The organism is Pseudomonas sp. FeS53a (assembly GCF_000931385.1).
Lineage (GTDB): Bacteria > Pseudomonadota > Gammaproteobacteria > Pseudomonadales > Pseudomonadaceae > Metapseudomonas > Metapseudomonas otitidis.
In genome coordinates this window covers 183,193-209,822 of sequence record NZ_JYFT01000011.1, presented here as the reverse complement: position 1 = coordinate 209,822, position 26,630 = coordinate 183,193, and the positions used below count along the sequence as shown (strand labels likewise).

Annotated in this window: 26 protein-coding genes and 1 pseudogene; 18 read left to right on the top strand and 9 right to left on the bottom strand. The window is 68.7% G+C overall.

Going from position 1 to position 26,630, the window contains the following annotated elements:
• Together SZ55_RS04595 and SZ55_RS04590 are read left to right on the top strand one after the other, a co-directional pair.
• A partial coding sequence (locus tag SZ55_RS04595; protein WP_044402041.1) for an IS110 family transposase occupies window positions 1-804 on the top strand: 804 nt, incomplete at its 5' end.
• Window positions 805-870: 66 nt separating this feature from the next.
• A complete protein-coding gene (locus tag SZ55_RS04590) occupies window positions 871-1,053 on the top strand; it encodes a hypothetical protein (RefSeq protein ID WP_052807646.1) in 183 nt (60 codons plus the stop codon).
• A 351-nt stretch (window positions 1,054-1,404) separates the two neighbouring features.
• On the opposite strand, the gene SZ55_RS04585 is transcribed toward SZ55_RS04590, so the two are convergent.
• On the bottom strand, window positions 1,405-2,451 hold the full coding sequence (locus tag SZ55_RS04585; RefSeq protein WP_044402038.1) for an ABC transporter substrate-binding protein: 1,047 nt from the start codon (window positions 2,449-2,451) through the stop codon (window positions 1,405-1,407).
• Window positions 2,452-2,729: 278 nt separating this feature from the next.
• On the opposite strand from SZ55_RS04585, the gene SZ55_RS04580 reads away from it, so the two are divergent.
• From SZ55_RS04580 to SZ55_RS04570, 3 genes are read left to right on the top strand one after another with little or no spacing between them, the layout of a single operon-like run.
• Entirely contained in the window at window positions 2,730-4,319 is a 1,590-nt protein-coding gene (locus SZ55_RS04580; RefSeq protein ID WP_044402035.1) for an ABC transporter permease, read from the top strand.
• A complete protein-coding gene (locus SZ55_RS04575; RefSeq protein WP_044402033.1) occupies window positions 4,316-5,167 on the top strand; it encodes an ABC transporter ATP-binding protein in 852 nt (283 codons plus the stop codon). The genes SZ55_RS04580 and SZ55_RS04575 overlap by 4 nt, the downstream gene beginning before the upstream one ends.
• Window positions 5,168-5,180: 13 nt before the next feature.
• Entirely contained in the window at window positions 5,181-6,788 is a 1,608-nt protein-coding gene (locus tag SZ55_RS04570) for an arylsulfatase (RefSeq protein WP_044402030.1), read from the top strand.
• Between the two features lie 173 nt (window positions 6,789-6,961).
• Here the strand turns inward: SZ55_RS04570 and SZ55_RS04565 are convergent, their stop codons facing one another.
• From SZ55_RS04565 to SZ55_RS04555, 3 genes are all read right to left on the bottom strand, one after another.
• Window positions 6,962-7,930, bottom strand: a complete 969-nt coding sequence (locus tag SZ55_RS04565; RefSeq protein ID WP_044402027.1) for a GGDEF domain-containing protein — start codon at window positions 7,928-7,930, stop codon at window positions 6,962-6,964.
• A 74-nt stretch (window positions 7,931-8,004) separates the two neighbouring features.
• A complete protein-coding gene (locus SZ55_RS04560) occupies window positions 8,005-9,027 on the bottom strand; it encodes a DUF2955 domain-containing protein (protein WP_044402024.1) in 1,023 nt (340 codons plus the stop codon).
• A gap of 8 nt (window positions 9,028-9,035) precedes the next feature.
• Entirely contained in the window at window positions 9,036-10,097 is a 1,062-nt protein-coding gene (locus tag SZ55_RS04555) for an HlyD family secretion protein (protein WP_044402021.1), read from the bottom strand.
• A gap of 164 nt (window positions 10,098-10,261) precedes the next feature.
• Here SZ55_RS04555 and SZ55_RS04550 point away from each other — a divergent pair, with 164 nt between their 5' ends.
• On the top strand, window positions 10,262-11,218 hold the full coding sequence (locus SZ55_RS04550; RefSeq protein ID WP_044402018.1) for a LysR family transcriptional regulator: 957 nt from the start codon (window positions 10,262-10,264) through the stop codon (window positions 11,216-11,218).
• Between the two features lie 96 nt (window positions 11,219-11,314).
• A complete protein-coding gene (locus tag SZ55_RS04545; protein WP_044402015.1) occupies window positions 11,315-11,512 on the top strand; it encodes a hypothetical protein in 198 nt (65 codons plus the stop codon).
• A gap of 184 nt (window positions 11,513-11,696) precedes the next feature.
• Here SZ55_RS04545 and desA read toward each other — a convergent pair whose 3' ends face one another.
• Window positions 11,697-12,881 carry a delta-9 fatty acid desaturase DesA gene (gene desA / locus SZ55_RS04540; protein WP_044402012.1) on the bottom strand — a complete coding sequence of 395 codons (1,185 nt, stop codon included), beginning with the start codon at window positions 12,879-12,881 and terminating at the stop codon, window positions 11,697-11,699.
• Window positions 12,882-13,064: 183 nt separating this feature from the next.
• Here desA and dibA point away from each other — a divergent pair, with 183 nt between their 5' ends.
• From dibA to SZ55_RS04510, 6 genes are all read left to right on the top strand, one after another.
• Window positions 13,065-15,005, top strand: coding sequence for a phosphodiesterase DibA (gene dibA, locus SZ55_RS04535; protein ID WP_044402009.1), 1,941 nt, complete (start codon window positions 13,065-13,067; stop codon window positions 15,003-15,005).
• Window positions 15,006-15,139: 134 nt separating this feature from the next.
• Window positions 15,140-15,319, top strand: a complete 180-nt coding sequence (gene oscA / locus SZ55_RS04530; RefSeq protein ID WP_044402006.1) for a sulfur starvation response protein OscA — start codon at window positions 15,140-15,142, stop codon at window positions 15,317-15,319.
• Between the two features lie 126 nt (window positions 15,320-15,445).
• The gene (locus tag SZ55_RS04525; protein WP_044402003.1) at window positions 15,446-16,456 is read left to right on the top strand and encodes a sulfate ABC transporter substrate-binding protein; all 1,011 of its coding nucleotides are present in this window, start codon (window positions 15,446-15,448) and stop codon (window positions 16,454-16,456) included.
• A 137-nt stretch (window positions 16,457-16,593) separates the two neighbouring features.
• Window positions 16,594-17,412, top strand: coding sequence for a sulfate ABC transporter permease subunit CysT (gene cysT / locus SZ55_RS04520; RefSeq protein ID WP_044402000.1), 819 nt, complete (start codon window positions 16,594-16,596; stop codon window positions 17,410-17,412).
• A 10-nt stretch (window positions 17,413-17,422) separates the two neighbouring features.
• The gene (cysW, locus tag SZ55_RS04515; protein ID WP_044401997.1) at window positions 17,423-18,292 is read left to right on the top strand and encodes a sulfate ABC transporter permease subunit CysW; all 870 of its coding nucleotides are present in this window, start codon (window positions 17,423-17,425) and stop codon (window positions 18,290-18,292) included.
• Between the two features lie 3 nt (window positions 18,293-18,295).
• Entirely contained in the window at window positions 18,296-19,285 is a 990-nt protein-coding gene (locus SZ55_RS04510; protein WP_044401994.1) for a sulfate/molybdate ABC transporter ATP-binding protein, read from the top strand.
• Between the two features lie 122 nt (window positions 19,286-19,407).
• Here SZ55_RS04510 and SZ55_RS04505 read toward each other — a convergent pair whose 3' ends face one another.
• Window positions 19,408-19,812, bottom strand: a complete 405-nt coding sequence (locus SZ55_RS04505; RefSeq protein WP_044401991.1) for a hypothetical protein — start codon at window positions 19,810-19,812, stop codon at window positions 19,408-19,410.
• Window positions 19,813-19,946: 134 nt separating this feature from the next.
• Between SZ55_RS04505 and SZ55_RS04500 the strand changes: the two genes are divergently transcribed.
• Together SZ55_RS04500 and SZ55_RS04495 are read left to right on the top strand one after the other, a co-directional pair.
• Complete coding sequence (locus SZ55_RS04500; protein WP_044401988.1) at window positions 19,947-20,738, top strand: helix-turn-helix domain-containing protein; 792 nt, start codon at window positions 19,947-19,949, stop codon at window positions 20,736-20,738.
• 136 nt (window positions 20,739-20,874) lie between these two features.
• Complete coding sequence (locus SZ55_RS04495) at window positions 20,875-21,615, top strand: hypothetical protein (RefSeq protein ID WP_044401985.1); 741 nt, start codon at window positions 20,875-20,877, stop codon at window positions 21,613-21,615.
• Between the two features lie 198 nt (window positions 21,616-21,813).
• Here the strand turns inward: SZ55_RS04495 and SZ55_RS04490 are convergent, their stop codons facing one another.
• Window positions 21,814-22,338, bottom strand: a complete 525-nt coding sequence (locus tag SZ55_RS04490; RefSeq protein ID WP_044401982.1) for an Mpo1 family 2-hydroxy fatty acid dioxygenase — start codon at window positions 22,336-22,338, stop codon at window positions 21,814-21,816.
• Window positions 22,339-22,428: 90 nt separating this feature from the next.
• Between SZ55_RS04490 and SZ55_RS04485 the strand changes: the two genes are divergently transcribed.
• Complete coding sequence (locus SZ55_RS04485) at window positions 22,429-23,124, top strand: Crp/Fnr family transcriptional regulator (RefSeq protein ID WP_044401979.1); 696 nt, start codon at window positions 22,429-22,431, stop codon at window positions 23,122-23,124.
• Between the two features lie 4 nt (window positions 23,125-23,128).
• On the opposite strand, the pseudogene SZ55_RS28990 reads toward SZ55_RS04485, so the two are convergent.
• Together SZ55_RS28990 and SZ55_RS04475 are read right to left on the bottom strand one after the other, a co-directional pair.
• Window positions 23,129-23,536 (bottom strand): annotated as a pseudogene (locus SZ55_RS28990) (methyl-accepting chemotaxis protein); the annotation flags it as partial.
• A 620-nt stretch (window positions 23,537-24,156) separates the two neighbouring features.
• Complete coding sequence (locus SZ55_RS04475) at window positions 24,157-25,167, bottom strand: AraC family transcriptional regulator (protein WP_044401976.1); 1,011 nt, start codon at window positions 25,165-25,167, stop codon at window positions 24,157-24,159.
• Between the two features lie 102 nt (window positions 25,168-25,269).
• Between SZ55_RS04475 and SZ55_RS04470 the strand changes: the two genes are divergently transcribed.
• The gene (locus SZ55_RS04470; protein ID WP_044401974.1) at window positions 25,270-26,337 is read left to right on the top strand and encodes a fatty acid desaturase; all 1,068 of its coding nucleotides are present in this window, start codon (window positions 25,270-25,272) and stop codon (window positions 26,335-26,337) included.
• Window positions 26,338-26,454: 117 nt separating this feature from the next.
• Window positions 26,455-26,619: a rubredoxin gene (locus tag SZ55_RS04465; RefSeq protein WP_044401971.1), complete on the top strand. Its 165-nt coding sequence runs from the start codon at window positions 26,455-26,457 to the stop codon at window positions 26,617-26,619.
• The last annotated feature ends 11 nt before the right edge of the window (window positions 26,620-26,630 follow it).

Here is a 26,630-nt window from a genome sequence, read left to right as displayed (position 1 = left end):
ATGGAGGCCACCGGCATCCACCATGAAGCCCTGGCCGAATGGCTGCTGGAGCAAGGCTATCGGGTCTGTGTCCTCAACCCGGCGCAGATCGCCCACTACGCCCGCAGCCAGTTGCAGCGGGTGAAGACCGACAAGGTCGACGCCAAGCTGATCGCCGAATACGGCGAGCGCCACCAGGACGAGCTGCGCCCCTGGCAACCCGAGCCCCGTGCCGTAAAGCGCCTGAAGGCCCTGGTACGGCGCCTGGGGGATCTTCGCGAAATCGAACAGATGGAGCGCAACCGTCTGGAAGTGGCCGATGCCAGCGTGCAGGCCTCGATCCAGTCGGTGCTGGAACATGTCGGCCAGGAGATCGAAGAAACCCTCAAGGCCATCGACGACCACATCGACAACGACCCGGACCTGCGAGGCAAGCGCGACCTGCTGACCAGCATCGACGGAGTCGCCGACAAGACCGCCGCCCTGCTCCTGGCGGAGCTGGGCGACCCGCTGCGCTTTGCCAATGGCCGCGCCATCACCGCCTTTGCCGGGCTCAATCCACGGCTGCAGGAGTCCGGGAGCTACCGGGGGCAGACACGCATCTCCAAGATGGGCTCATCGCGCCTGAGGGCCGGCCTGTACATGCCCGCGATCAGCGCCCTGACCTACAACGAAGCGATCAGAGCCATGGGCGAACGGCTAAGGGAGCGGGGCAAGACCGGCAAGCAGATCGTCTGCGCAGCGATGCGCAAGCTACTGAACATCGCCTATGGCGTGCTGAAATCGGGCCAGCCGTTTGACGCAAAACTGGCCCTTGCTCACTAGCAATCAAGACGGTATCTACGACGCATCTCCAAGATGGGCTCATCGCGCCTGAGGGCCGGCCTGTACATGCCCGCGATCAGCGCCCTGACCTACAACGAAGCGATCAGAGCCATGGGCGAACGGCTAAGGGAGCGGGGCAAGACCGGCAAGCAGATCGTCTGCGCAGCGATGCGCAAGCTACTGAACATCGCCTATGGCGTGCTGAAATCGGGCCAGCCGTTTGACGCAAAACTGGCCCTTGCTCACTAGCAATCAAGACGGTATCTACGAATGGTGCGCAGAGCCCATCGTTGCCGGGCGCCTGAGGTTCGATGCGGTTCGCACGGCTCACCGCATCCTACGGGCGGTGCCCAGGCGCCTGGCGGGCGGCCCGCCGGTCCGCTATCGGGGCCAATCGCGACTCCGTCGGTGGGCTGAAGCCCACCCTACGAATGGTGCGCAGAGCCCATCGTTGCCGGGCGCCCGGGGTGCGATGCGGTTCGCGCGGCTCACCGCACCCTACGGGCGGCGACCAGGCGTCTGGCGGGCGGCCCACTGGTCCGCTATCGGGGCCAATCGCGACTCCGTTGGTGGGCTGAAGCCCACCCTGCGAATCGGGGTTCAGCGCGAGGCCTGGGCCTGCTCGGCCAGGGCGGCATCGAGGAAGCGCGGTTCGGCCCAGTCGCTCACCTGGAAGGGTTTGCGGATCAGCCGCTGTTCGGCGGCGAAGTCGACGCCCTTCTGCAAGCGGGCGAGGAAGTCGGCATCCAGGCGCGGGTCGAAGATCGTGTGGAAGCTGTCGTCCTTGAGGTCGGTGCCGAGGATCACCGGCGGGTAGCTGGCCAGGCGCGAGACCAGTTCGACGTAGGCCTGCTTGTGGTTGTCGTCGCGCAGCCACTCCACCGCCTGTTGCTGGGCCTTGACCAGGCGCGCGGTGATCTCGGGGTACTCGCGGACGAAGGCGCCCGTGCCCACCAGCACCGCCTGGGTGCTGCCGGCGCCACCCAGGTCGCGGGTGCTCAGGGGCAGTTCGGCGAGGCCCTTCTCACGCAGGGCGATGAGCCCGGCCAGGCCCCAGGAGGCGTCCACCTGCTTGGCCGCGAGGGCGGCGTTGGCGGCGTTGAAGTCGAGGTTGATCACCTTGTAGTCGCGTTCGGACAGGCCTCGGCTGGCCAACGCGTTGGCGAAGGACAACTGGTTGGCGGTGCCGCGGAACACCGCGACGCGCTTGCCCTTGAGGTCTTCCAGGGTCTTGATGCCCGAGCCGGGCACCACGCCCAGGTAGCTCTTCACGTCGCGGGCGGTGGCACTGAGCAGGCGGGTGTCGAGGCCGCTGGCCTTGCCGATGATGGCGGCCAGGTCGCCGAGGTAGGCGAAGTCCACCTGGCCGTTGGCCAGGGCTTCGTTGATCACCGGGCCGGCGCCCTTGAAGAACAGCCATTCGACGCGGATGCCGTCTGCGGCGAATTCCTGTTCCAGGATCTGCCGGCTGCGCAGCACGTCCACCACGCCACCGCCGCTGTGTTCGCTGCCGGCGCTGAGGTCGGGCACGGCGATGCGCAGGGTGCTGGGGGCGGCTGCCTGGGCAGGCAGGGCGAAGGTGCCCAGCCAGCCCGCCAACAAGGCGGGGACGAAGCGCCCGATGAGGCGCGGCAGGGAAAGGGACATGGCGTGGCTCCTGTGGATAAGGTCGATGGCGGCACCTTATCCACAGGCTGAACGGCAAATTAAATAATAAAAACTCATTCACTTATTCCCTGGATGCTTAAGTCAGCACTGCCGCACCCGCCAGGCCGGTATGCGCCGCGCGCATGGAAAATATTCGGCAAATGCATTTGCCGCCCTCCCCCGCCGCTCCCTATGAATAGCTCTTCTTATCCCTGGAACAGCAGAAGCCAACGCTTCTTATGCCTCCGGGAAATATTCATGGCGCGCCGGGAGACCCGATGAGCACGATCCAGACGCCGTTCCCCACCCTGCCCCTGCCAGCCGTGCGCCGACGCCCCCGGGTCGGTGCCGTGCTGCTGCCCTGGGCCCTGCCCGCCGCGCTCCTGCTGCTGTGGTGGCTGGCCGCGCGGGGCCAGTGGATGTCCGGGCAGATCCTGCCGTCCCCGGCGCTGGTGTGGCAGAGCGCGGTGGAATTCGGTTCCGGCGAACTCTGGGCGCACCTGTGGATAAGCCTGCAGCGGCTGCTGCTGGGCTTTGCCCTCGGCGTGGCCGCCGGCACCCTGCTGGGCACCTGGCTGGGGCTGTCGCGGCGGGCCGAGGCGCTGGTCTACCCGAGCTTCGTGGCCCTGGCGCAGATCCCCACCCTGGCGTGGATCCCGCTGTTCATGCTGCTGTTCGGCATCGGCGAGGCGCTGAAACTGGTGGTGCTGGTCAAGGCCGTGGTGGTGCCGGTGACCCTGCACACCCTGGCCGGCGTGCGCGATGCCCAGCCACGCCTGCGCGAGGCGGCGGCGGTGCTGCGCCTGCCGCCGCACCTGCTGGCCTGGCGCCTGGTCGTGCCGGCTGCCCTGCCCGCCTTCATGGCCGGGTTGCGTCTGGCCCTGGCCACCGGCTGGACCTCGCTGCTGGCGGTGGAGCTGCTGGCCTCCAGCGAGGGCATCGGCTACCTGATGGTCTGGGGCCGCCAGCTGTTCATGCTCGACCTGGTGTTCGTCTGCATCCTGGTGATCGGCCTGGTGGGCGCGCTGATGGATCGCGGCATCAACCTGCTCGACGCCCGCCTGCTGTTCTGGCCGCACCCGGCCACCGCCGAGCGCCCGCGCGGCCCGCGCCTGCGGGGCTGGCAGCGCTTGCAGGCGGCGGTGCTGCCCCTGGTGCTGCTGGCGGTGTGGCAGGCCAGCAGCAGCCTGGGCTGGGTCGACGCCAATATCCTCGCTTCCCCGCTGGAGGTGCTGCGTGCCCTGCACCAAGGGCTGCTGGATGGCAGCCTGCCCACGGCCATGGGTGCCAGCCTCAAGCGCACCGTGGCAGGCCTGGCGCTGGGGGGCGGCGCGGGGTTGGTGCTGGGCCTGCTGCTGGGGCTCTCCGCCCGTGCCGAGCGCTTCGCCGGCCCCAGCCTCTCGGCCCTGCGCCAGGTGGCGATCTTCGCCTGGGTGCCGCTGCTCACCGCCTGGTTCGGCCTGGGGGAGGCGGCCAAGCTGGCCTTCGTCGCCCTGGCGGCCTTCTTCCCCCTGTTCATCGCCACCCAGCGCGGCGTCCTGGCGCTCTCGCCGCAGCTCGGCGAGGCAGCGCAGGTGATGCGCCTCGGCCTGGGCCAGCGCCTGCGCCTGCTGGTGCTGCCGGGCGCCGCACCGGCCATCTTCGCCGGCCTGCGCCTGGGGCTGATCTACGCCTGGCTGGGCACCATCGGTGCCGAGTACTTCATGCCCTCGGACGGCGGCATCGCCAGCTACATGCTCGGCGCGCAGCAGCTGTTCCGCATGGACCAGGTGATGGCCGCCATGGTCCTAGTGGGCCTGGTGGGCGCGCTGCTGGGCACCCTCGGACAACGCATCGAAGCGCGCGCGACGCGCTGGAGAACCGCATGAACGCATTCCACCGGGTGTCGCCACCCGCCACGACCCGCGCGCCGACGGTGCGCTTCGCCGGGGTCGGCAAGGTCTTCGAGGTGGATGGCCAGGATTTCCAGGCCATCCAGGACTTCAGCCTGGATATCGAGGAGGGTGAGTTCATCGCCATCGTCGGCTCCAGCGGCTGCGGCAAATCCACCCTGCTGCGCCTGCTGGTGGGCCTGGACACCGCCTTCGACGGCCGCATCGAGGTGGACGGCCAGCCGGTGCGCGGCATCGGTGGCGAACGCGGCATCGTGTTCCAGGAGCACCGCCTGTTCCCCTGGCTGACGGTGGCGCAGAACATCGGCCTGGGCCTGGTCAACGAGAAGCTGGAACAGGGCGAGCGCGCCCGGCGCATCCAGCAGTTCGTGCAGCTGGTGGAGCTGGGCGGCTTCGAGGGGGCCTACCCGCACCAGCTCTCCGGCGGCATGGCCCAGCGCGTGGCCATCGCCCGGGGGCTGGTGGCGAGCCCGCGCATCCTGCTGCTGGACGAGCCCTTCGGCGCCCTCGATGCGCTGACCCGCCAGCAGATGCAGGACGAGCTGCTGGCCATCCGCGCGCGCCAGCGCATCACCACCCTGCTGGTCACCCATGACGCCGAGGAGGCCATCTACCTGGCCGACCGCGTGGTGGTGATGGCGCCCCGCCCCGGGCGCATCAAGCAGGTGGTGCCGATCGACCTGCCGCGCCCGCGCCAGCGCACCGGCCATGACTTCCACCAGGTGCGCGAGGCGCTGCTGCACCAGCTCACCGGCGATGGCGACTACCGCCCGCCGCAGCCGCCGAGGCTGGCCGACCTGCCGTTCGAATCCATCGCCCTCTGACCCTGGAGCCTCCATGAGCAAACGCCCGAACTTCCTGATCATCGTCGCCGACGACCTGGGCTTCTCCGACCTGGGCGCCTTCGGCGGCGAGATCGCCACGCCGAACCTGGACCGCCTGGCCTTCGACGGCCTGCGCCTGACCGACTTCCACACCGCGCCCACCTGCTCGCCGACCCGCTCGATGCTGCTCACCGGCACCGACCACCACATCGCCGGCATCGGCACCATGGCCGAGGCGCTGACCCCGGAGCTGATCGGCAAGCCGGGCTACGAGGGCTACTTGAACGACCGCGTGGTGGCGCTGCCGGAGCTGCTGCGCGAGGCGGGCTACCAGACGCTGATGTCCGGCAAGTGGCACCTGGGCCTGACCGCCGAGCGGGCGCCCCATGCACGGGGCTTCGAACGCTCCTTCTCGCTGCTGCCGGGGGCGGCCAACCACTATGGCTACGAGCCGCCCTACGACGAGACCACGCCGGGCATCCTCAAGGCGACGCCGGCGCTGTACGTGGAAGACGACCGCTTCATCGAGCAACTGCCGGAGGGTTTCTATTCCTCCGACGCCTTCGCCGACCGGCTGATCCAGTACCTGAAGGAGCGCGACCAGAGCCGACCGTTCTTCGCCTACCTGCCCTTCTCAGCGCCGCACTGGCCGCTGCAGGCGCCGGCCGAGGTTGTGGATAACTACCGGGGCCGCTACGACGCCGGGCCCGAGGCGCTGCGCCTGGAACGCCTGGAGAAGCTCAAGGCGCTGGGGCTGGTGGCGGCGGATGTGGAAGCGCACCCGGTGCGGGCGATCAGCGCCGAGTGGGACGCGCTGAGCGAGGCGGAACGCCAGGTGTCGGCGCGGACCATGGAGGTCTATGCGGCGATGGTGGAGCGCATGGACTGGAACATCGGCCGGGTGCTGGACTACCTGCGCCAGCAGGGCCTGGAGGACGACACCTTCATCCTCTTCATGTCCGACAACGGCGCCGAGGGCGCGCTGCTGGAGGCCTTCCCCAAGTTCGGCCCGAACCTGAAGAGCTTCCTCGACCAGCACTACGACAACAGCCTGGAGAACATCGGCCGCGCCAACTCCTACGTCTGGTACGGCCCGCGCTGGGCCCAGGCGGCCACGGCGCCGTCGCGCCTGTACAAGGCCTTCACCACCGAGGGCGGCATCCGCGTGCCGGCGCTGGTGCGTTATCCACAGCTGCGGCGGCAGAAGCAGGTGAGCCACACCTTCGCCACGGTGATGGACATCACCCCGACGGTGCTGGACCTGGCCGGCGTGCGCCACCCGGGCACCCGCTGGCGCGGCCGCGAGGTGGCGCCGGTGCGCGGGCGCTCCTGGCTCGGCTACCTCTCGGGCGAGACGCCCCAGGTGCACGACGGCAGGACGGCCACCGGCTGGGAGCTGTTCGGCATGCGCGCCATCCGCCAGGGGCACCTGAAGGCGGTGTACATCCCCGCGCCGGTGGGACCGGAAACCTGGCAGCTGTACGACCTGGAGAAGGACCCGGGGGAAATCCACGATCTGGCCCAGGAGCGGCCGGAAGCGCTGGCCGGGCTGATCGAGGCCTGGCAGCGCTATGTGGACGAGACGGGGGTGATCCTCAGCGAGTCGCCGTTCCAGCCGTAGGGCGAGCGCGAAGAATGGGGGCGCAGGGTGGACCGTGGTGGCGATGAACCTGTAGGGGCGAATTCATTCGCCCAAGGACCGCATAGCGGTCCCATGGATTCCGAAAGGCGGGCCTGCGGCCCGCTTGGCGGCTGAAGCCGCCCCTACGGCACGAAGCCCGCATGGCCGGGTGGCTAGACCTGCACGATGCGGTTCTTGCCGCTGCGCTTGGCGGTGTACATGGCCTCGTCGGCGCGGGTGTAGAGCTGTTCGAGGGTGTCGCCGGGGCGCAGGGTGGTGAGGCCCTGGCTGAGGGTGACGTTGAACACCTTGCCGTTGGCGCTGAACGACAGCCGCTGCACTTCGCGCTCCAGGCGCTCGGCCACCTGCAGGGCCTGGGCCGGGTCGCAGCCGGGGAACACGGCGGCGAACTCCTCGCCGCCGATGCGGCCGAAGTGGTCGACCCGCCGCAAGGCACCGGCGCCGCACTGGGCGATGCGCTGCAGCACCACGTCGCCCACCTGGTGGCCGAAGGTGTCGTTGATCTGCTTGAAGTCATCGATGTCCAGCAACAGGAAGGCCAGGGAGCGCTCGTAGCGTTCGGCGACGTCGAACTCGCGCTGGGCGCATTCGAAGAAGTGCCGGCGGTTGCTGGTGCCGGTCAGCACGTCGGTGGTGGCCAGGCGCTGCAGCTCGGCCTCCAGGGTCTTCTTCTCGGTGATGTCTTCGGCGATGCCCACCACCAGGGTGGTCTGCCCGGCCTGGCCCTGGCGGCTGACGAAGCACTTGTCGCTGAGCCAGCGCACCTGGCCGTCGCCACGGATGATGCGGTACTCGCGGGCCTCGATGGCGCCCTTCTCCAGCACCTGGGCGAGGCTGCTGGCGGCGTACTCGACGTCGTCGGGGTAGATGCAGTTGCGCCATTCGTTGACGTCCACCATCAGCAGCTCGGCCGGGCGGCCGAACAGGCGCTCGTAGTGGGGGCTGACGTAGACGATCTTCTGCGCCTCCCAGTCCAGCGCCCAGAGCACGGCGTTGACGCTGCCCAGCAGCACGTTGAACAGCGCCTCGCGTTCGCGCAGGCGCTCCACCTCACCCCGGCTGTGCAGCAGCGCCAGGGTGAGCTTTTCCGCCTCGCTGGGTATTTCGTCCAGGTTTTCCATCCGTCCCATAGCCTTCCTTCGCGTCCTCGATCGGGTTGAGCCCGCCCATCCCGGGCAGGCGGGGCAAGGCCGAATCAAGCATGGCTCTGGTGGCGGGTGGCGGCAAAACGGTTGAGGAGCCGGTGTAGGACGAACACCGCAAGGAGGGTGACGAAGACCGCTACGCAAACCGAACTGAGCCGATAGGCCAGGCTGAACATCATGTCGTGACTCGGCGTCAGGTATTGACCGAAAACGATGGCCAAAGTTGTCAACGCGCCGAAGCCAACCCCCTGTGCACCCTCCAATACGTGCACCCGGGCACAGAAAAACGCGGCGATCCAGTACAGCGAGGTGACGAGCGGTAGTACGTCGTAGTGGTCGTAGAGCAGCAGTTGCAGGCTGAGGGCGATGACGCAGCCGAGCAGGGTTCCGAGGGCGCGGATACGCCCGGCGAAGCGGATGCCGTGCCAGTGCATCGGAAACAGCACCAGGATCGAGGCGATCTGGGCCGACAGCGAGTCCCTGAGGTCGAGGGTCTGGAAGAGCATGAAGGACAGCGTGGCGAGGCTGGCGCCAAGCACGGCCTCGTGGCGCCGGCTGGGCAGGTCCTTCTCCGGGAGGACGCGGGGTGCGCGCGGTTCGGCGTCGGGGAAGCAGTAGAACATCAGCCAGGCGATCAGCACCGTGAGGCCGGCGGCCACCAGGTTGCTGGCCACCAGGTCGTAGAGGTGGGTGTCGGGGTAGCTGGCGAAGTGCAGCTGCATGGAGAGGAACACGCAGCCCAGGGCGCCGAACAGGAACAGCGGGCCACGCGCCATGAGGGCGAAGCGCCAGAAGAAGGCGAGGAACACCAGGGGCACGATGAGCAGCGGGCGGTCGCCGAACAGGCCGTAGATGACCAGTGTCTCCAGGCTCACCAGCACCGCCTGGGCGAGGAACTGGCGGATCAGGTGGGCGTTGAGGGTGGGCACCAGGCCGAGCAGCAGCATGGGGTAGACGCAGAAGAAGGAGCCGTTGTCCCAGTTCATCAGCTTGCAGATGAACAGCCCGAGGGTGCCGCCGCAGGCCAGTCGCAGGCACTGGCGCAGGCCGTTTTCGTCGAGGGCGCGCTTCATTGTCGGACTCAGTAGATGTAGTGGAGCCAGGCGATGAGGCGGATCTGCGCGCGGCCCAGGGCGCTGGCCAGCGGCGAGTCGTGGGGGTAGAGCTGCACCGTGGCCTTGGCGCCGCTGGGCAGGGGCGCCTCGGGCGCCTGCTCCAGCACCACGTGCAGGCGCTGGCGCTGGGCATCACGGACCCAGCGGTCGGAGCTGGCGGGGGCGGCCAGGTCGCCGTTGGCATCGAGCTGGCCCTCGCGCACGCCGGCGTCGATAGCGCTGACCCGGGCCGGGAAGATGTGCCCCGGCCAGGCGTCGAAGACCACGGCGGCGGCATCGCCCGGGCCGACATAGCGCAGGGCCTTTTCGCGGAAGTCGGCACTGATGTCCACCTCGTCGGCCACCAGGGCCGCCACCGGGGTGCCGGCGGCGACGTAGGCGCCCGGCGAGAGCTGCAGGTTGCTGACCACCCCGGCACGCTCGGCGCGGACCTCGGTGTAGGCCAGTTGCAGGCGGGCCTGCTCCAGCTGGTTGCGGGCCTGGCGCAGGCGCAGGTTGTCGGCGCCAGCGGTGCCCCGGCGGGCCTCCTGCTCGCGGATGCGTGCCTGGGCGGCGAGGACGTCGGCGCGGGCGGCGCTGCGGCGCGACTCGGTCTGTTCGTAGAGCTGGCGGGAGACGTGCTGGGTCTGCACCAGGCGTGCAAGGCGGTCGGTCTCGCGCTCCAGCTCGCGGGCGGTCACCTCGGCGGCGTGCAGCGAGGCCCGGGCGGCGGCGAGGCCGGCGTCCAGCTCGGCGTTGTCCCGCGCGGCCGCCTCCACGGCCAGCTCGGCGGCGGCCACGGCGAGGCGATAGGGCTCGGGGTCGAGGCGGAACAGCACCTGGCCGGCCTCGACGTGGCGGTTGTTGGCCACGGCCACGTCCAGCACCTGGCCACTGACGCGGGGCGCCAGGCGCACCACCGGACGGGTCAGCTGGGCCTGGGGCGTGACGGGCATCCACAGGTCGGCGGCGAGGAAGTAGGCGAACAGCAGGACGAAGGCGACGATGGCGGCGCGGACCCGGCGCGCGAAGCGTTGATCGGGGGTCATGAATTACCTCTGGCGGCGCTGGACGAACAGGCCGCAAGGCCACGGAACGGGCCGGAAGGCGGCACACCAGCGAAATGGGAAACAGTTCGGCACCGCAGTATATTGGGCCGCTTTTCCCTGATAATCCGCGTCCCCAGAGAAGCAGCCTTGCGCGAGGAGTAACAATGGACACCCTGAACAGCATGCGTGTGTTCGTTCGCGTCATCGAGACCGGCAGCTTCACGGCCGCCGCCCAGGCCCTGGACCTGTCCACCGCCCAGGTGTCGCGCCTGGTGTCGGAGCTGGAGCAGCAGCTGCAGGCCCGGCTGCTGCACCGCACCACGCGGCGCCTGGGGCTGACGGAAGTGGGGGAGCGCTACCTGCAGCGCTGCCGCTCGATCCTCGACGAGGTGGACCAGGCCGCTGCCGAGGCGCGCGGGGCGCACCTCAAGCCCAGCGGCCGCCTGCGGGTGCACACCATGACCGGCCTCGGCCTGCAGCACGTCACCGGGCTGGTGGCCCGCTACAGCGCGCTGTACCCGGAGGTGGTGGTGGAGCTGACGCTGTCGCAGCGCAACCCCGACCCCATCGAGGACGGCCAGGACGTGGTGCTGACCTTCGCCCGCGAGCTGCCGGACTCCCAGCGCATCGCCCAGTCCCTGGGGCAGATGTACAGCGTGCTCTGCGCCTCGCCCGACTACCTGGCCCGCCACGGCGTGCCCAGCGGCCCGGCGGACCTGCGCCGGCACCGCTACCTGCGCCTGCTGGACCCGCTCTACCAGGACAACTGGACACTGAGCGACGAGCACGGCGAATACGACGTGCTGCCGGCGGAGGCCTTCCAGGTGAACGTGGCCGAGTCCCTGGCGCGAGCGGCCCAGGCCGGCATGGGCTTCTGCCTGCTGCCCTCCTTCGTCGCCTGCCAGCCGTTGCGCGAAGGCAGCCTGCTGCGGCTGTTGCCGGAACACCGCCTGCGCGAGCGCAACATCTATGCGATCTACCCGTCGCGGCATTTCATCGACGCGAAGATCCGCACCTGGGTGGACTTCCTCAAGGCCGAACTGCCCCCGCTGTTCGCCCAGGACGACGCGGTGCTGGACGACCCTCGGCACTGGGCTCGACCGAATTCATTGTTGCGCTAGAAGCAATTGTGATTCACCTGCCTGGCGGTTTTTCCGGGTGGGGCCGGCGCCTAAGATGGCCCCCGTTCCCAGATGCATCCCGCCGAGGATCACGCCATGCACCGCAATCTCTTCATTACTGCCAGCTTCGCCGCTTTCGCCCTGTCCTTCGCCCAGTTCTCCTTCGCTGAAGAGTCCTCCGCCTTTGTTGCGCGAAATGCGCAGTATCAGCAGCGCGCCATCGACGCCGCTCACGAGCAGGCCGTCGCCCGCCAGGGCGCCGAGCAACCGGCCGACACCGCCCAGGACAGCTGATTGACCGCGTTTCCTTCCTTCCCTGACCTCCTGACACCGGGTATCCGCTCCTAACCCGCCCGGTGTCTTGTTCCAGCCGCCCCTCCCCGGGCGGCTTTTTTTGCGCGCTTCATCGGGTGGAGGGCGTGATACGCGGGCATGAAAAAGGCCGGCATGTGCCGGCCTTTCCATAAACCGCTGGACCTCAGGCAGTCGCCGGGCGCAGCGAGTAGGTCTTGAGCTGCTCGGCGAAGTCCCGCAGGGACTGGATGCCGCTGGCCTCGGCCTCGTGCACCCACTGCTTGATGGCTTCGAGCATCTCGTGGCCGTTGGCGCTGGTCTTGGCCCAGATGTGCTGCAGGGCCAGGCGCTTCTCGTAGATGGTGCGCAGGGCCTGGCTCTGCTCCAGCATGGCGGCGATGCGGGCGTGGTGGCCGTCGTCCAGCAGGCTGGTCTCGCGGGAGAGCAGGCGCTTGGCGCGGCGGAACAGGTGGCGGACCGACTCGTCGGCCTTGGCCAGCTCCTGCTTCACCAGCGGGGCGATCACCAGGCGGCGGTACTGGGCCATGATCTGGAAGCGGTTGTTGAGGATGGCCATGGCGGTGTCCATGTCCAGGTTGCCCTTGCCGGCTACCTGGTGGGCGATGGGCGCGACGCGCTGCACCTTGGCCAGGCCGAGCAGGCTGAACAGCTTGATCCAGGCCCAGCCCAGGTCGAACTCCCACTTCTTCACCGAGAGCTTGGCGGAGTTGGGGTAGGTGTGGTGGTTGTTGTGCAGCTCTTCACCGCCGATGAGGATGCCCCAGGGCACCAGGTTGGTGGCGGCGTCGCGGCATTCGAAGTTGCGGTAGCCGATGGCGTGGCCGAGGCCGTTGATGACGCCGGCGGCCCAGACGGGGATCCACATCATCTGCACGGCCCAGACGGTCATGCCGGCGGCGCCGAACAGCGCCAGGTCGATGATCGCCATCAGGGTCACGCCACCGATGGGGTAGCGCGAGTAGACGTTGCGTTCGAGCCAGTCATCCGGGCAGTTCTTGCCGTAGATGCGCAGGGTCTCCTCGTTGCGGGCCTCTTCGCGGTAGAGTTCCGCGCCGCGCCGCAGCACGGTGGACAGGCCCTTGTGCACGGGGCTGTGGGGATCGTCCACGGTTTCGCACTTGGCGTGGTGCTTGCGGTGGATGGCCGTCCACTCACGGGTGTTCATGGCGGTGGTCATCCACAGCCAGAAACGGAAGAAGTGCTTGAGGGCCGGGTGGAGTTCGAGGGATCGATGGGCGGAGTAGCGATGCAGGTAGACCGTGACGCTGACGATGGTGATGTGCGTCATCACCAGGGTGACTGCCACGAGCTGCCAGGCCGACAGGTCGAGAAAACCGTTGTACCACATGGGGTGCATAACCTCGGGGGAAGAAGGAACGAGATCTGCCCGCGATGATTTGTCGGACAAACGACCTCATTATCCCCATGCTTCGTGAGAAAACCATCCTGTTCTTTAGATAAGAAAGAGATGAATGCGCGTTCATCTATAATGCGCAACCGATCACAAATCCGACACGGCCCCGACCACCCCATGAGAGCCCGATTCAGCGCCATGCGCGTGGTGTTGCCCTACTTCCTGCTGTCCTGCCTGTGGGTCATCTTCAGTGATCGCCTGCTGCGCCAGCTGCCGCTCGGCGATGCCCAGCGCGACCTGCTGCAATCGGCGAAGGGCCTGTTCTTCGTACTGCTCAGCAGCGCCTTCCTCTACCTGCTGATCTGCCTGTACCTGCGCCGCCTGAGGGCGTACCTGCAGGCGCGCCGGGAGCAGGACGCCAGCCTGCGCCAGGCGGCGGCGGTGTTCGACAGCACCCAGGAAGGGGTACTGGTCACCGACGCGGAGCAACGCATCGTCCACGTCAACCGGGCCTTCGCCCGCATCACCGGCTACAGCGAGGAGGAGGTGATCGGCCGTACGCCGATGCTGTTCAAGTCCGGCCGGCACGATGGAACGTTCTACCAGTCGATGTGGAACGCCCTGGCCAACCGCAACGAGTGGAGCGGGGAGATCTGGAACCGTCGGCGCAACGGCGAGACCTACCCGCTGTGGCAGAACATCCGCGCCATCCACGACGAAGACGGGGCACTGACCCACTACGTGGCGGTGTTCTCCGACATCAGCGCCATCAAGCGCTCGCAGAACGAGCTGGACTTCCTCGCACACCACGACCCGCTGACCGGCCTGCCCAACCGCCTGCTGTTCACCGAGCGCGTGGAGCACGCCCTGGAGCGCGCCCGTCGGGAAGGCAGCGAGGGCATCGTGGTGCTGCTGGACCTGGACCACTTCAAGCACATCAACGAAAGCCTCGGCCACAACGTCGGCGACCAGTTGCTCAAGGCCGTGGGCGAACGCCTGGGGCCGCTGGCCGAGGGCGGCATGACCCTGGCCCGGCTGGGAGGCGACGAGTTCGGCCTGCTGGCCGAGCGACGCAGCGCCGAGCAGGCCGCCGATCTCGCCGGGCGCATCCAGCAACGCCTGGAGGCCCCCTTCGAATCCGGCGGCCGCGCGCTATTCATGAGTGCCAGCCTGGGTATCGCCCGCTTCCCGGGGGACGCGACCAACGTCGAGCAGGTGCTGCGCAACGCCGACTCGGCCCTGTTCAAGGCCAAGAGCGCCGGGCGCCAGACGTTCGCCTTCTACAGCCAGGACCTCACCGAGCAGGCCCGCCAGCGGGTGGAGCTGGTCAGCGCCCTGCGCCAGGCCCTGGAGCGGGACGAGCTGCGGGTCTACTTCCAGCCCATCCACGCCCTGGCCACCGGTCGCCTGCTGGGCGCCGAGGCCCTGGTGCGCTGGGAGCACCCGCAACGCGGGCTGGTGCCGCCCGGCGAGTTCCTCCCGGTGGCAGAGGAAAGCGGCCTGGTGGGCGCCATCGACGCCTGGGTGCTGGAGCGCGCCTGCCGCCAGATGCAGGCCTGGAGCGAGCGCGGCCTGGCGCTCTCGTTCATCTCGGTGAACGTCTCCTGCCGCCTGTTCAGCCGGGGCGAGCTGGACACCCGCGTCGCCCGTGTCCTCAAGGAAACCGGCCTGGAGCCGGGGCGCCTGGAGCTGGAGATCACCGAAAGCGCGGTGATGGAAGACCCGGACACCGCCCTGGAGCTGCTCCAGCGCCTCTGCGCCCTGGGCGTGCGCCTGGCCATCGATGACTTCGGCACGGGCTATTCCTCCCTGCAGCGCCTCAAGCGCCTGCCGGTGCAGAAGCTGAAGATCGACCAGAGCTTCGTGCGCAACCTGCCCCAGGACCAGGACGACATGGCCATCGCTCGCGCGGTGACCGCCCTCGGCCACAGCCTGGGCCTGCAGGTGCTGGCCGAAGGCATCGAGCGCCAGGACCAGATCGAGACGCTGCTGGGCCTGGGCTGCGACCAGGGCCAGGGCTACCTGTTCAACCGCCCGCGCCCGGCGGCGGAGCTGGAGGCGGAGTGGTACCAGGTGACCCACCCGCAGGAGCACCCGGGGCAGATTCCGCTGATCTGACGCCAACCTGCCTGAAAGTTATATAAAAATTCTTAAATAGTATTTTTAAGAATATTTGCGCCTTGCTTAAATGCGCCCACGCCACGCGAACAACCTGTTCATCGACGCGGGGCCCCTCATCAAGGAGCAAGATCATGAGCGCAACCCTCCGTAGCATCGACGGGCAGGACGAGGCCAGCATCCTGCGCGAAATCCAGAGTGCACTGAACGGCCTGCGGTTCGGTGCCGTCGAGATCACCGTCCACAACGGGCAGGTGGTCCAGATCGAACGCAAGGAAAAATTCCGCCTGCAGCAACCGGCCAAGCACGGTTGAGACACAGGCCCGACTGGACCACCGGAGGGCTGCCGCGCCGACCACCTCGGCGGGCCTCCCGCACGTCGCCGCTCGGCCGTGCCCAATAACAACACCAATCGCCGACACGAATTCCCAGGAGCTTCCATGTCCATCCGCCGTTTCGCCCTGGCCAGCCTGGCCGGTGCCCTGCTCTCCACCCTGGTGGTCGGCCCCGTGGCCGCCGCGACCGAACTGCTCAACGTCTCCTACGATCCGACCCGTGAGCTGTACCAGGCCTACAACGCCGCCTTCGCCAAGCACTGGAAAGCCCAGGGCGGCGAAGACGTGAAGATCCAGCAATCCCACGGTGGCTCGGGCAAGCAGGCCCGTGCGGTGATCGATGGCCTCAAGGCCGACGTGGTGACCCTGGCGCTGGCCGGCGACATCGACGAGCTGCAGAAGCTCGGCAAGCTGATCCCCGAGAACTGGCAGGCACGCCTGCCGGACAACAGCACCCCCTACACCTCGACCATCGTGTTCCTGGTGCGCAAGGGCAACCCCAAGGGCATCAAGGACTGGGGCGACCTGACCAAGGCCGGCGTGGAAGTCATCACCCCGAACCCGAAGACCTCCGGCGGCGCCCGCTGGAACTTCCTGGCCGCCTGGGCCTGGGCCAAGAAGCAGTACGGCAGCGACGCCAAGGCTCAGGAATACGTGCAGGCCCTGTACAAGCACGTGCCGGTTCTCGACACTGGCGCCCGCGGTTCGACCATCACCTTCGTCAACAACAACATCGGCGACGTGCTGCTGGCCTGGGAGAACGAAGCCTTCCTGGCCCTCAAGGAGCAGGGTGGCGAGAACTTCGAGATCGTCGCGCCGAGCCTGTCGATCCTCGCCGAGCCGCCGGTTTCCGTGGTCGACAAGAACGTCGACAAGAAGGGCACCCGCAAGGTCGCCGAAGCCTACCTGCAGTACCTGTACAGCGAGGAAGGCCAGCGCATCGCCGCGCAGAACTTCTACCGCCCGCGCAACGAGAAGGTCGCTGCCGAGTTCGCCAACCAGTTCCCGAAACTGGAGCTGGTGACCGTGGACAAGGACTTCAACGGCTGGAAGGAAGCGCAACCGAAGTTCTTCAACGACGGCGGCATCTTCGACCAGATCTACCAGGCGCAATGACGCGCCGCTGAAGCAGAAACAAGGGCGGGTTCCAATCCCGCCGGGACAAGGGGAAGCGCGAGCTTCCCTTTGCCGTGCCCGGGCCAGCGACGGCCGGCATCGGGCTTGAGCGTTCCAACGCAGAAAAAGGACAGATGATGTCTCGACGTATCTCCCCCGTCATACCCGGCTTCGGGCTGACGCTGGGCTACACGCTGGTGTACCTCAGCCTGCTGGTCCTGATCCCACTGGGTGCCATGTTCCTTCGGACCTTCGACCTGAGCTGGACCCAGTTCTGGGGCATCGTCAGTTCACCCCGTGTGCTGGCCGCGCTGAAGCTGAGCTTCGGCACCGCGCTGGCCGCCGCCGTGATCAACGGCCTGATCGGCACCCTGCTGGCCTGGGTGCTGGTGCGCTACGACTTCCCCGGGCGCAAGATCATCGACGCCATGATCGACCTGCCCTTCGCCCTGCCCACCGCCGTCGCCGGCATCGCCCTCACCGCGCTGTATGCGCCGGCCGGCCTGGTCGGCCAGTTCGCCACCGACCTGGGCTTCAAGATCGCCTACACCCCGCTGGGCATCACCCTGGCGCTGACCTTCGTCACCCTGCCCTTCGTGGTGCGCACGGTGCAGCCGGTGCTGGCCGACATCCCCCGCGAGGTGGAAGAAGCCGCCGCCTGCCTGGGCGCCAAGCCGCTGCAGGTGTTCCGCCACATCCTCCTGCCGGCGCTGCTGCCCGCCTGGCTGACCGGCTTCGCCCTGGCCTTCGCCCGGGGCGTGGGCGAGTACGGCTCGGTGATCTTCATCGCCGGCAACATGCCGATGAAGACCGAGATCCTGCCGCTGCTGATCATGGTCAAGCTGGACCAGTACGACTACACCGGCGCCACCGCCATCGGCGTGCTGATGCTGGTGGTCTCCTTCATCCTGCTGCTGCTGATCAACCTGCTGCAGCGCCGCATCGAAACCCCCTGAGGAGGCCGCCATGAGTTCCGCTACCCTGACCGCCGCCTCCGCCAATGCCGCCCGTCGCGGCAACCCCTGGGGGCGCTTCGCGCTGATCGCCGCCGCCTGGCTGGTGTTCGCGCTGTTCCTGCTGCTGCCGCTGTACATCGTCCTGAGCGAGGCGCTGAAGCAGGGCTTCGGCACCTTCTTCGAAGCCATCATCGAACCGGACGCCCTCTCCGCCCTGAAGCTGACGCTGATCGCCGTGGGCATCTCCGTGCCGCTGAACCTGGTGTTCGGTGTCGCTGCCGCCTGGTGCGTGAGCAAGTTCGAGTTCCGTGGCAAGAGCATCCTGGTCACCCTGATCGACCTGCCCTTCTCCGTCTCCCCGGTGATCGCCGGCCTGATCTACGTGCTGCTGTTCGGCGCCCAGGGCTACTTCGGCAAGTGGCTGAGCGACCACGACATCCAGATCGTCTTCGCCCTGCCCGGCATCGTCCTGGCCACCGTCTTCGTCACCGTGCCCTTCGTCGCCCGCGAGCTGATCCCGCTGATGCAGGAACAGGGCACCCAGGAGGAGGAAGCCGCGCGCCTGCTGGGCGCCAACGGCTGGCAGATGTTCTGGCACGTGACCCTGCCCAACATCAAATGGGGCCTGATCTACGGCGTGGTGCTGTGCACCGCGCGGGCGATGGGCGAGTTCGGCGCGGTGTCGGTGGTGTCCGGCCACATCCGCGGCGTCACCAACACCCTGCCCCTGCACGTCGAGATTCTCTACAACGAGTACAACCACGTCGCCGCATTCAGCGTCGCCAGCCTGCTGCTGCTCCTGGCGCTGTTCATCCTGCTGCTCAAGCAGTGGAGCGAAGCCCGTCTGTCCCGCCTACGTCACGCCGACGCGGAGGAGTAACCCATGTCCATCGAAATCCGTAACGTCAGCAAGAACTTCAACGCCTTCCGCGCGCTGAACGCCATCAACCTGGACATCCAGAGCGGCGAACTGGTCGCCCTGCTCGGCCCGTCCGGCTGCGGCAAGACCACCCTGCTGCGCATCATCGCCGGCCTGGAGACCCCGGACGCCGGCAACATCGTGTTCCACGGCGAGGACGTCTCCCAGCACGACGTGCGTGATCGCAACGTCGGCTTCGTGTTCCAGCACTACGCCCTGTTCCGCCACATGAGCGTGTTCGACAACGTCGCCTTCGGCCTGCGCATGAAGCCCAAGGGCGAGCGCCCCAGCGAGCCGGAGATCGCCGAGAAGGTCCACGAGCTGCTGAACATGGTGCAGCTGGACTGGCTCGCCGACCGTTACCCGGAGCAACTCTCCGGCGGCCAGCGCCAGCGCATCGCCCTGGCCCGCGCCCTGGCGGTGAAGCCGAAGATCCTGCTGCTCGACGAACCCTTCGGCGCCCTCGACGCCAAGGTGCGCAAGGAGCTGCGCCGCTGGCTGGCGCGCCTGCACGAGGAGATCAACCTGACCTCCGTGTTCGTCACCCACGACCAGGAAGAAGCCATGGAAGTGGCCGACCGCATCGTGGTGATGAACAAGGGCGTGATCGAGCAGATCGGCGCCCCGGGCGAGGTCTACGAGAACCCGGCCAGCGACTTCGTCTACCACTTCCTCGGTGACTCCAACCGCCTCTACCTGGGCAGCGACGAGCACGTGCTGTTCCGCCCCCACGAGGTGTCCCTGTCGCGCCAGGCAGTGGACGAACACCGCGCCGCCGAAGTGCGCGACATCCGCCCGCTGGGCGCCATCACCCGCGTCACCCTGAAGGTGGACGGGCAGGACGAGCTGATCGAGGCCGAGGTGGTCAAGGACCACGACAGCCTGGTGGGCCTGGCCCGCGGCGAGACGCTGTTCTTCAAGCCCAAGGCCTGGCAGGCCGCGTCCTCGCTCTGAGCCGGTGACCCGCAAGCCCCTCCCCGGAGGGGCTTTTTCATGGGCGCGCGACCCTGGGCGGGGTGGACCCCGCTCAAGCGAACGCCCAGGGCGCATGGACAGCAGCGACCGGCTTGCCCGGGTTATCCACAGACCGCCTCGGCCGAGCGCTTCAGCCCCAGGTACTGCAGCTCGGCGAACAGCACCACCGCCAGCGCCTGGGCGATGACGAAGGCCTGGCCCCAGAAGGTCGGCTGCACCCAGCCGCTGGCCAGCAGCAGGAGGCTGTCCACCACCCAGGCGGCGTTGACGGCGATCACCGCCCACACCGCGCGCCGGTCCAGGGGCGCGCGGCGGGCCATCCACAGCAGCACACCGCACCAGGGCAGCATCAGCAGGCCGGCGATCTGCAGCAGCGCGAGGGGCAGCCCCAGCAGGGCCGACAGGGGCGCCGCCCCCAGGCAGAGCAGCAGGCCGGCGCCGCCGCTGAGCAGGGCATCGAGTTGCAGGACACGGCGGAGCAGAGGATTCGGTTGCACGGTGTTCATGGCGAGTCTCCTGGCTGGACGAGGCGGCGGCGAAGGCCACTGCCGACGGGCCGAGGATTCGCCGTCCCGCAGCATCGCGTCGATTACCTGGCAGGTAATGGCCAGCCCTACCAGCCTCGACTATCGTCGCTGCCATGAACGCACCAACTCTCCCCATCGGCGCCCTGCTGCGCCACTGGCGCCAGCGCCGCCGCCTCAGCCAGCTCGACCTGGCCTGCAGCGCCGACATCTCCACCCGCCACCTGAGCTTCGTCGAGACCGGACGGGCCCAGCCGAGCCGGGAGATGCTCCTGCACCTGGCCGAGCACCTGGAGATTCCCCTGCGCGAGCGCAACCGGCTGCTGGCCAGCGCCGGCTTCGCCCCGCTCTACCCGCAGCACAGCCTCGACGACCCGGCCCTGGACGCCGCCCGCCAAGCCATCGGGCAACTGCTCAAGGCCCATGAGCCGAACCCGGCCCTGGCCATCGACCGGCACTGGAACCTGCTGGCCGCCAACGACGCGGTGATGGCGCTGGTGGCGGGTGTCTCGCCGGCGCTGCTGGTGCCGCCGATCAACGCCCTGCGCCTGTCGCTGCACCCCGAGGGGCTGGCGCCGCGCATCCTCAACCTCGGCACCTGGCGCGCCCACCTGCTGGCGCGCCTGCGCCGGGACCTGGAGGCGAGCGGTGACGAGGCCCTGGCCGCCCTGCATGCCGAGCTGGCGGCCTACCCGGCGCCGCCCAGCGCAGAGACGCCGAGCGGCGATGCGGTGCTGGTGCCGCTGCTGCTGGACACGCCGCTGGGGGTGATCCGCTTCATCAGCACCATCACCGTGTTCGGCACGCCGGTGGACATCACCCTCTCGGAGCTGGCCCTGGAGACCCTGTTCCCCGCCGACCCGGAGAGCGCCGAGCGCCTGCGCCAACTGGTTCGACCGTCGGAATGAAGGCCCCGCCGGCACCAAATCACTCTTTCGGGTAATTCCGTCCATCCCGCGTCGCAGTAGGCTGTGCGCGCACCGGGCGGGCCCCGTGGGCCCGTCCTTCGTCTGCTCACAACAACAAGAAAAGGAGCACGCCGGGATGCTTTCAGACGCTCTATCACGCGCTTTCATCGGATTGCTGCTGGGCCTTGCCGGGGCCGGGATGGCCCTGGCCGCCGAGCTGGCCCCCATCGACCAGATCCAGGTCCACGCCTGCCGCGCCACCAGCAGCCTGCTGCTGTACCGGGGCGAAGGTTTCCAGGAGACCCACAAGGCCCGCTTCGAGGCCGACCTCCAGGCCCTGGATGCCGCGTTCCAGGCGGTGCCGCAGCCCAGCGACGGGCTTCGGCAGAAGTACCGCGCCCTTGTTACCCAGCTGCAGCAGGGTGTTTCCTACGGCCACAACGAGGAGGACGTGCCCTGGCGCTTCCCCCAGGAGCTGGCCAAATCCCTGCGCGACCTGCTGATCGCCGCCCGCGCCGCGCCCGGCAACACCCCCCAGGGCGAGCTGCCGGCCAAGGTCGAGTACCTCGCCGTGCAGTACCTCAGCCGCGCCTACATCGGCACCTTCGAGATCGCCCGGGAGAACGGCGACACCTACATCGGCCAGGACGAGCGCACCCTGCTCCCGGCCATCGACGCCCAGCTCCAGCCCCTGGACAAGGCCGACCCGGTGGTGGGCAAGTTGAAGACCCGCTGGGGCTTCCTCAAGGCAGCGCTGGCCGACATGAACAGCCAGAGCAACACCCTGGTCAGCGCCTCCGGCCGCCCCTACGCACCGATGATGGTGGACCGCCACGCGCGCTCCATGAGCACCCAATTGCTGGCGGCAGGGGGTTGAGGGAACGGGTCGCAGCGCGGGTTATCCACAGCTGAGCCTGCGACCGATCGCGGATGAGTCCGCTCCCGCAGGGGCGCGAGGATCGACCGGGCGCAGGGTGGACGTCGCTTTTCACGTCCACCATCGGTGTGGCGGGTGGCACCGACGATGGACCGATGAAGCGCGGTCCACCCTGGCGCGGGTTATCCACAGAGCGGCTCAGGCGGTGGCCTTTTTCTCGCGGATGCAGGTGGGGCCGGAGCGTTCCTCGATGGCGCGCTCCACCTCCTTGCGCAGGCCGAGCATGAAGCCCAGTTCCGCCACCACGAACAGCGGGCCCACCACCAGACCCATCAGGTCGTCGACGAAGGCGGGCTTGCGGCCCTCGTAGTAGTGGCCGATGAACTGGATGACCCAACCGACGAAGAACAACCCCAGCCCGGCGCCCAGCCACACGGCGGTGGACTGCACGGCCAGGTGCTGGCCGGCCCAGAGGCTGAGGCCGAGCAGCGCGGTCATCACCACGCCGAAGCGCGTGTCGAGGCGGAAGTAGAACAGCGCGGCGGCCAGGGCCACGACGCTGGCGGGCGACAGCCACAGGCCGGCGACGGGCAGGCCCGGGCGGGACAGCAGCACGGCCACGGCGACCACGATCATGGGGATGCCGATGAAGTGGCTGAAGATGTTGCGCCGGTCGCGGTGGTAGTCAGCGTACTGGCTCAGGTGATCGATGAGGGTTTTCATTGTTGTTTCCTCGGGTTCGGGCAGTGCGGTCGATAATGGCGCCTGCACTGGCCTATCCTCTGTCACCTAGCCGACAAACCCCAGCCCGCCATGCCCGAACTTTCCGACTGTCACCAACGCCTGCTCGCCGGCCACTGGTTCGCCAGCCTGCCGGAGGCCTTCCGCGAGGCCCTGCTGGGTGTCGCGCGCCCGCTGGAACTGGCGGCGGGGCAGCGCCTGTTCCGCCGCGGCGATCCGCCGTGCGGCCTGTACGCGGTGCTGGGCGGGGCGATCCGCGTGGGCGGCAGCACGGAGAACGGCAAGGAAGCGCTGCTGGCGCTGGTGGAGCCGCCCCACTGGTTCGGCGAGATCTGCCTGTTCGACGGCCAGCCGCGTACCCACGACGCCTTTGCCGAAAGCCCCAGCCACCTGCTCAACGTGCCCCAGGCGGCGCTGCTGCGCCTGCTGGAACAGCACCCGGCCCGCTGGCGCGACATGGCCCTGCTGATGAGCCAGAAGCTGCGCCTGGCGTTCATCGCCCTGGAAGAGATGAGCCTGCTGCCCGCGCCCCAGCGCCTGGCCCGGCGCCTGCTGCTGATTGCCGAGGGCTACGGCGAGGCGGACGGTCAGCGCCGGGTGATCCACCTGGCCCAGGAGCAACTGGCGCAGATGCTGGCGATTTCCCGGCAGACCACCAACCAGATCCTCAAGGAGCTGGAGGCGCTGGGCCTGGTGCGCCTCACCTACGGCGGCATCGAGCTGCTGGACCTGGACGGCCTGCGCCAGCGCGCCGCTGGCGGGCGCTGACGGCTCAACCCTGCACCAGCCACTGGCGGGCCCATTCGGCCCAGGCATCGCAACGGGCCTGCTGCCGGGCGTGACACGCCGACCATTCCGCTTGCAGCGGCGCCAGCACCTCGCCGACCGCCTGGCTGTCCCGGTCGAGCCGTTGCAGGGTTTCGCCGAGCGGTGCCAGGGCGGCCACCCCGTCGACCAGACCCTGGTCCTGGCTGGCCAGGTGTTCGACGGCGGCGGCGGTCTGCTGGCGGATGTCCTCGGCCATGCGCCCGACTTCCTCGGTGGCCTGGGCGGTGCGTGCCGCGAGGTTGCGGACTTCATCGGCCACCACGGCGAAGCCGCGCCCGGCATCCCCGGCGCGGGCGGCTTCGATGGCGGCGTTGAGGGCCAGCAGGTTGGTCTGGCTGGCGATGGACTGGATGCTCTGGGCCACCTGCTGGATGGCTTCGCTGCGGGTGGCCAGGGCCTCGACCCGCTGGCGCCCTTCCCCGCTGCGCGCCAGTTGGGCGGTGAGCCGCTGCTGGGCGGCCTCGAGGGTGGCGCGCCCCTGTTCGACCGCTTCGCGTACCTGCCGGGTGGCGGCGTCGAGCCCCTCGGCGTGGGGCAGCGGCTGTGCCTCGGCGGCTTCATCCAGCAGCGCCTGGGCGTGTTGTCGGTGGGTGTGCAATCGGGCGCGCGCGTCGGCCAGTTCGGCCTCCAGTTGCCGCCGCTCGGCGGCGTCCTGTTCCAGGCGGCGCTCCCGCTCGAGACGGGCATCGGCGGCTGGATCGATGAGCGGGGTCGGCTCTTCCGGCACCTTCCACGGGCCCAGCCAGGGCCACAGGGCGAGGATCAGGTAGGCCGGCACGCTCCAGGCCAGCGGCACCTGCCAGCGGCCGTAGACCAGCATCAGCAGGGCCAGGCCCAGGGCGTGGAGGATGAAGGCGTAGGGATGGCGGGCATAGGCGGGATGCATGCGGGCCTCGGCGGTTCTTGTTATGGGTAGGCATTCTGGCTGCTCGGCCGGCCCCTCGCCAGCACGGGCAGCCGCCGGGGCCGCGCTCAGCGGGACAGGCCCTCGCGGTACTGGCTGGGGCTCTGCCCGGTCCAGCGCTTGAAGGCACGGCTGAAGCTGCTGGTGTCGGCAAAGCCGAGCAGGTAGGCGATTTCGCTGATGGAGCAGCGCGGGTCGCGCATGTGGGCCAGGGCCAGGGCGTGGCGGGTGTCGCTGAGGAGGTGCTCGTAGCGGGTGCCTTCGTCGGCCAGGTGGCGCTGCAGGCTGCGCAGGCTGAGGTGCAGCGTCTGGGCGATGCCTTCGGCGGAGGGCTCGCCGTTGGGCAGGCGCGCTTCCAGGCAGGCCCGTACGCGGCTCGACCAGCTCGGGGCCTGCAGGTGTTCGAGGGTGCGCTTGAGCACCGCTTCGTTGTGTTCGGCCAGCTCGGGGTTGGCGCCTTCCAGGGGCCGCTCGAAGTCGGCGCGGGCGAACTCCAGGCGATTCTCCTCGGCAGCGAAGCGCAGCGGGCAGCGGAACACCTGGTGCCAGGGCGCCGGGTCGGCGGGTTCGGGGCGACGCAGGTGCACGGCCAGGGGGGCGTAGTCGCGCCCCAGGCGGTTGCGGCAGGTGCGGACGTAGAGCGCGGCGAAGGCGTCGATGGCTTCATCGGCCGGGGCGGGGCCATCGACCGGCACCTGCAGGTGGAAGGCGTAGCGTTCGTCTTCCAGGTGCAGGCGGAGGCTGAGGGCGTCGCTGACCACCCGGTGGTAGCGCTCGATGCGTTCGAACACCTCGCGCAGGCTGGCGCTGGCGATCAGGGCGTAGCCCAGAGCGTGGAAGGTGGTGGGGCCGACGAAGGCCGAGACCCGCAAGCCGAGGGCGGGGTCGCCACTGGCGGCGACGGCCAGGTGCCAGAGGCGGGTGGTGGCGGACAGCGGGTAGCGGGCGTTGGGGTCGTCCATCAGCGCCGGGTCCAGCCCGGCCTGCCGGCAGAGGGCGGCGCTGTCGAGGCCGAGGGCGTCGAGCTGCTTGCGCAGGGCGCGGGTCCAGCTGGCCAGGGTGGTGGGTTCGGCGCTCATGCAGGTTGGCGTGTCCGGTCAACAGGTTGGCGTGCTCGGTCGGGCGGCACCGCCGGGGCGGCGGCACAGTGGTGCCCACAAGACGGACAAGAGGATGTAAGCATGCCCCCGATCACCGCAAGCCCCACGCCCCTCGATGACCCGCAGCGATCAGCCCACATTCGCGAAGTGGTGATGGCCCGTGGCGCCGAGTTGCGCCAGCGCTACCCCTTTCTGCGCCACCAGGACTTCATCGGTGCGGCGATCCTGGCCTTCGCCCTGGCCGGGATGGTGGGCTCGGCACTGCTCTACCTGAACGATGTGCTGCCTGGGTGGGCGTGCCTGCTGCTGAATGCGTTCTTCGCTTCGCTGACCCACGAGCTGGAGCACGACCTGATCCACAGCATGTACTTCCGCAAGCGCAAGGTGCCGCACAACCTGATGATGGCGCTGGTGTGGCTGGCCCGGCCGAGCACCATCAACCCGTGGGTCCGCCGGCACCTGCACCTGAACCACCACAAGGTCTCCGGCACCGAGGCCGACATGGAGGAGCGCGCCATCACCAACGGCGAGCCCTGGGGCATCGCCCGGCTGCTGATGGTGGGCGATAACGTGATGTCCTCGCTGATCCGCATGCTGCGGGCCAGGAGCTGGGAGCACAGGAAGTTCATCCTGGTGCGCACGCTGAAGGTCTATGCACCGCTGGCGCTGCTGAACTGGGGCACCTGGTACGTCTTCCTCGGCTTCCACGCCATCAACGGCGTGAGTGCGCTGCTGGGGGCGCCGGTGGCCTGGTCGGACACCACCCTGGCGGTGATGCACGGCGTGGACATCGCGGTGGTGGTGCTGGTGGGCCCCAACGTGCTGCGCACCTTCTGCCTGCACTTCGTCAGCTCCAACATGCACTACTACGGCGACGTGGAGCCGGGCAACGTGATCCAGCAGACCCAGGTGCTCAACCCCTGGTGGCTGTGGCCGCTGCAGGCGTTCTGCTTCAACTTCGGCAGCACCCACGCGATCCACCACTTCGTGGTGAAGGAGCCCTTCTACATCCGCCAGATGACCGCGCCGGTGGCCCACCGGGTGATGCGCGAGATGGGGGTGCGCTTCAACGACTTCGGCACCTTCGCCCGCGCCAACCGCTGGCGTGCCCGCGAGCAGGAACGCCCGCTCCAGGCCCACACGGCCTGACCTTCCGCCCCAACCTTGGATGGGCCGCCGTGCGGCCCGTCTGCACGTACTATCGCTGCCCGCTGGCCGAGCCCCTCGACCCGCTTCCTGCCCCCGTGAACGACAAGAGGTAACGGCATGAAAACCTGGATCTGTGTGGTCTGCGGCCTGATCTACGACGAAGCCAAGGGCTGGCCCGAGGAAGGCATCCCGGCCGGCACGGCCTGGGGCGATGTGCCGGAGGACTGGGTCTGCCCGGATTGCGGCGTGGGCAAGGCCGACTTCGACATGCAGGAAATCTGACCCCTCCGGGG

Bases quoted from the DNA above. Each gene is read 5' to 3' on its own strand.
- SZ55_RS04550 (WP_044402018.1), top strand. From the start codon at position 10,262: ATGGACACCCTGAACAGCATGCGTGTGTTCGTTCGCGTCATCGAGACC.
- SZ55_RS04570 (WP_044402030.1), top strand. From the start codon at position 5,181: ATGAGCAAACGCCCGAACTTCCTGATCATCGTCGCCGACGACCTGGGC.
- SZ55_RS04580 (WP_044402035.1), top strand. From the start codon at position 2,730: ATGAGCACGATCCAGACGCCGTTCCCCACCCTGCCCCTGCCAGCCGTG.
- SZ55_RS04465 (WP_044401971.1), top strand. From the start codon at position 26,455: ATGAAAACCTGGATCTGTGTGGTCTGCGGCCTGATCTACGACGAAGCC.
- cysW (WP_044401997.1), top strand. From the start codon at position 17,423: ATGAGTTCCGCTACCCTGACCGCCGCCTCCGCCAATGCCGCCCGTCGC.
- SZ55_RS04555 (WP_044402021.1), bottom strand. From the start codon at position 10,097: ATGACCCCCGATCAACGCTTCGCGCGCCGGGTCCGCGCCGCCATCGTC.
- SZ55_RS04470 (WP_044401974.1), top strand. From the start codon at position 25,270: ATGCCCCCGATCACCGCAAGCCCCACGCCCCTCGATGACCCGCAGCGA.
- dibA (WP_044402009.1), top strand. From the start codon at position 13,065: ATGAGAGCCCGATTCAGCGCCATGCGCGTGGTGTTGCCCTACTTCCTG.
- SZ55_RS04500 (WP_044401988.1), top strand. From the start codon at position 19,947: ATGAACGCACCAACTCTCCCCATCGGCGCCCTGCTGCGCCACTGGCGC.
- SZ55_RS04485 (WP_044401979.1), top strand. From the start codon at position 22,429: ATGCCCGAACTTTCCGACTGTCACCAACGCCTGCTCGCCGGCCACTGG.
- SZ55_RS04590 (WP_052807646.1), top strand. From the start codon at position 871: ATGCCCGCGATCAGCGCCCTGACCTACAACGAAGCGATCAGAGCCATG.
- SZ55_RS04510 (WP_044401994.1), top strand. From the start codon at position 18,296: ATGTCCATCGAAATCCGTAACGTCAGCAAGAACTTCAACGCCTTCCGC.
- SZ55_RS04575 (WP_044402033.1), top strand. From the start codon at position 4,316: ATGAACGCATTCCACCGGGTGTCGCCACCCGCCACGACCCGCGCGCCG.
- desA (WP_044402012.1), bottom strand. From the start codon at position 12,881: ATGTGGTACAACGGTTTTCTCGACCTGTCGGCCTGGCAGCTCGTGGCA.
- cysT (WP_044402000.1), top strand. From the start codon at position 16,594: ATGTCTCGACGTATCTCCCCCGTCATACCCGGCTTCGGGCTGACGCTG.
- oscA (WP_044402006.1), top strand. From the start codon at position 15,140: ATGAGCGCAACCCTCCGTAGCATCGACGGGCAGGACGAGGCCAGCATC.
- SZ55_RS04565 (WP_044402027.1), bottom strand. From the start codon at position 7,930: ATGGAAAACCTGGACGAAATACCCAGCGAGGCGGAAAAGCTCACCCTG.
- SZ55_RS04505 (WP_044401991.1), bottom strand. From the start codon at position 19,812: ATGAACACCGTGCAACCGAATCCTCTGCTCCGCCGTGTCCTGCAACTC.
- SZ55_RS04490 (WP_044401982.1), bottom strand. From the start codon at position 22,338: ATGAAAACCCTCATCGATCACCTGAGCCAGTACGCTGACTACCACCGC.
- SZ55_RS04585 (WP_044402038.1), bottom strand. From the start codon at position 2,451: ATGTCCCTTTCCCTGCCGCGCCTCATCGGGCGCTTCGTCCCCGCCTTG.
- SZ55_RS04545 (WP_044402015.1), top strand. From the start codon at position 11,315: ATGCACCGCAATCTCTTCATTACTGCCAGCTTCGCCGCTTTCGCCCTG.
- SZ55_RS04560 (WP_044402024.1), bottom strand. From the start codon at position 9,027: ATGAAGCGCGCCCTCGACGAAAACGGCCTGCGCCAGTGCCTGCGACTG.
- SZ55_RS04475 (WP_044401976.1), bottom strand. From the start codon at position 25,167: ATGAGCGCCGAACCCACCACCCTGGCCAGCTGGACCCGCGCCCTGCGC.
- SZ55_RS04495 (WP_044401985.1), top strand. From the start codon at position 20,875: ATGCTTTCAGACGCTCTATCACGCGCTTTCATCGGATTGCTGCTGGGC.
- SZ55_RS04525 (WP_044402003.1), top strand. From the start codon at position 15,446: ATGTCCATCCGCCGTTTCGCCCTGGCCAGCCTGGCCGGTGCCCTGCTC.